The 3,632-nt window shown below is 42.2% G+C and carries 1 protein-coding gene and 1 pseudogene; both read right to left on the bottom strand.

The window, feature by feature from the left end:
- Positions 1 to 405: pseudogene (locus WA1_RS51790) on the bottom strand (glycosyl transferase family 1); the annotation flags it as partial.
- Between the two features lie 390 nt (positions 406 to 795).
- A complete protein-coding gene (locus WA1_RS51785) occupies positions 796 to 2,073 on the bottom strand; it encodes a calcium-binding protein (RefSeq protein WP_017739702.1) in 1,278 nt (425 codons plus the stop codon).
- Positions 2,074 to 3,632: the final 1,559 nt, after the last annotated feature.

Genomic DNA, 3,632 nt, shown 5'->3' with positions numbered 1-3,632 from the left:
GGGTTCATTGGGGTCAAAATCGGCATCGGTGCCATGAGCGTGGTAAAACCATTCAAAATAACAAAGTAATTGCGCTTTTGGAAAAATATCTTTGATTAACAGAGTCGGACCCCAACCAGAATGACCGTAGACAATATCTGGAACAAACCCGCGAGAAGAGAGTTGTTCCGCCATGCGATAAACAGCCTGACCCTGAAGCACAGCATTTTCTAACGGTCTGACGTAGTGATGGGTTTCTGGTCGCGCCTCTCGTTTTGAAGTATAGATGACCTTATGAACACCAAGGATACTACCCTCACGACGGGTGGTGCCAAAAACCACTTGGTGTCGTTTGTCTTGAGCTAAAGCCGCAGCCACATGACGAAACTGGGCTGGGAAATTGGGATGCAGAAATAAAATTCGCATGATTGGTTAAGTGATTGATAACCATCTGTTTCCCATTAGACATCTCCAGAAATTAATTATGCATGACATGAAAGTCTTGGTAGGGGAGCAATGCCTTGCGCCCTTACATCTTTTCCGGAGATGTCTATTAGAGAGACAAATGGAGATACCATAGCGGTTTGCAATTCAATGAAGTACATTCGGGCGGACGAGGACGCTCCGCAGTCGCCTCAGCGGGGAAAACCCCCGCATGGCGCTACTATCCACCCCAAACGATCTGGAGCGATTCTGAGTTTGTACTTCACTCAGTCGCAATCTGTTATAAAATGAAAACAACAATTGTGTTTTGGGTAACTTAAGAGGCGTTTAAACTTGGTACCGTCCAAGTTTGACCACTTAGTTGCCCCATTCTTATGCTAGAAAATCTGCCTCTGTAATTAGGCTGGAGTTGACGTTCAGTACGGTCGCTATAAGTTCCGTAGTTTCAGTGATTCTGATCTGAGTGTTACTACCGGAAGAACTAATTGTCAGCGCCTCAAAGGGTAGATCGTACTCAAAGAAGTCTATACCGTTCTGGAAGCCTTGGATGATGTCGCCTACAGGAGTAGGTACTGGTGGCTCACCAGGATCTGGGACTTCAAACACAAATCCCGTGTCTGTCAATACAAAGACATCACTGCCATCTGCACCAATGAGGGTGTCAGCTACAGTTTGCTCTTCAAGGTCTTCTCCACCGAAAAGCGTGTCATTGCCAAGTCCGCCTAAGACTCTATCAGCACCTTCTCCGCCATCAAGATAATCATCTCCACCTTGGCCATTGAGGATGTCATTGCCGAGACCACCCAAAATGCTGTCATTACCACCTCCACCTAAGAGAGAATCATTGTCGTCTCCACCATCAATGAAGTCAGCTTCTACTCCGCCAGTGATAGTTTCGAGACCAGCTCCACCCAAGAGAGTGCTAGCGCCTGCTCCACCGTCAAGGATGTCATTACCATCCCCACCATCAAGAGTATCAAGACCGTCCCCACCCTGAAGAATATCATTACCGGCAAAGCCATAGAGAACATCATCACCAGCACCCCCGACTAAGGAGTCGTTACCACCTCCACTTAAGGTGTCAGCATCTCCTTCAAGAGTGTCATTGCCATCGCCACCGACTAAAGTATCAGCGCCAGCTGTACCCAAGGTGTCATCACCTGAAAGGAAGTCGTTACCAGCTCCACCATCAAGAAAGTCATCGCCAGAAGAGCCTTCAAGGCTGTCACCTTCAATAATGCTGTTGCTACCAATCAGAGTATCTGAGCCAGCTTCACCGTTGAGATAGCTCTTCCCTTCAGTGTTATTAACAAAAGTCAGGAAGTCATTGCCATTCCCACCTAACAGAGTATCCTCGAAGCCACCTACGAGGGAGTCGTTGCCATCCCCACCGTTGAGGAAATCCTTACCCTCTCCGCCATCAAGGGTGTCAGCGCCAGCACCACCTTCAAGAGTGTCATCGCCAGCATCTCCAAAGAGTCTATCTGCACCATTTCCGCCATCAAGGGTATCAGAGCCATTTCCACCAACGAGGCGATCGGCACCGTTTAAGCCTGATAGGATGTCATCACCATCAAAGCCCTGTATTGTGTCGTTGTTATTTGTGCCTAAGAGAGTATCAGATTCCGGTGTTCCATTAATTCTTGCCATAATCTCGTCCTTGTTTTCAAAAGAGTCTTTTGCTAGCTAACTTGAAAGTGCGTGATACACAATACAAAGCCCTGCTAGTTAACTGTGGTCTTAGCTCTCACTACTTTACCCTCTCTCCCAAGTTTGGGAGAGAGGGTAAAGAGGTTATAAGACCATGTAGCGGTAAAACAGCGAAAATACGCCACACAATTACGCGATTTAGCATTGGTAAATTACACCTTTAGATAACGTCTTTACAAGATCTAGATAAGCACAATGACAAACCTAGTTTCTGTATGATTATTGCGAACTTCAAGATGGGATTTGTGTTGTCTTTATAAAGACACAACCGCAAATCATTAGACATCTCAAGATATTAAACATTAATCCAGACAGTGCAAAGTCTGAGATTAGTTTTCCGAGATATCTATTATATAAACACAGATTTTTTTGGTCATTGAGTTGTCATACTTACAAAAAAATTGGCACTTAGAGAAGCTTTTTTAGAGAGAGGCTAAAGGGTAACGCAATAGGGATTGCTTTTACTTATCGCTAAAAATTAACAAGAACAATTCCTACCAACAAAACAATGCTAGCTTTCCTGATTCAGTCATTTGCACTCAGTGCAACATATATAATCAGTAAGCATTAGATTATTCTTGGTGCTTCTTTAAATTTTTAATTTTTATAGTAATTCTCAAGAAAACGTGAAAAGTTAATAGCAAATTTGCAAAAACAATTTGCTACTATACAAACACAGATCACCTACGTGGATTTCATAAAATAACCTGTAAAGGAACATTTTATTCGGACAACAGTGATTATTAATCTCAAAATACGTATAAAATTTTACTGTTATCCAGGACGAAGGATTGCGTGTTTCTTCACAATTCAACTAAAATTGCTGCATTACATATAATCTATACCACAACAAATCTAAGCTCGTCAATCAGCTTTGACAAACTTAGTAGGGTGCAGCTTTTTGTAGTGATTCGGTTTGATATAAATGGTGAAAATATGGTGGCTAGATCTTAAATTTTATTTGTCATTCAAAAATAATATATTGCTTGAAAAAGTTCAAATCAGCCTCTAATGCTCTTTTAAGAAAACCTTGCACATTAGATGGAAGAACAGGTATAGGTTGTTTGCATACAATCACCAAGATGGGCTTGCGGCGTTTTTATAACTTATGTATTGTCAAAAAAATGATTATGTGCATTACCTAAAATTTTCGGTTTGAACTGTTTTTCAGATGCATAACTTCGTCTCAATTAGACTTTCGGGTTAAGAGTAAAGATAAAATATGAGAAAATGGTGAAAATCTTGTAAATTTTTGAACAAAATTCTGTAAAGGTGGTTTTTAGTTAATGCACATAATTTTCTCTTTGTACAGGAGAAGGTTTTTGAGTTCGCGATCGCTTACGGAGTACCTTAAGCAGCTGCTTGCGCTAAACTGTTAAGAGACGCGATCGCGTGAAATAAGACTTGTCGTCTTCGCCTTATCAGCCCAAGTCAGTACTTTGTTGCTCTCTTCTTGCTGCTGTATCCATTGCAGGTGCTGCGGTAACAATTGCGACAAG

Source organism: Scytonema hofmannii PCC 7110 (assembly GCF_000346485.2).
In the GTDB taxonomy this organism is placed as follows: Bacteria; Cyanobacteriota; Cyanobacteriia; order Cyanobacteriales; family Nostocaceae; genus Scytonema; species Scytonema hofmannii.
The sequence above is the reverse complement of the archived record's forward strand: the minus strand, read 5'-3'. Positions and strand labels throughout refer to the sequence as shown.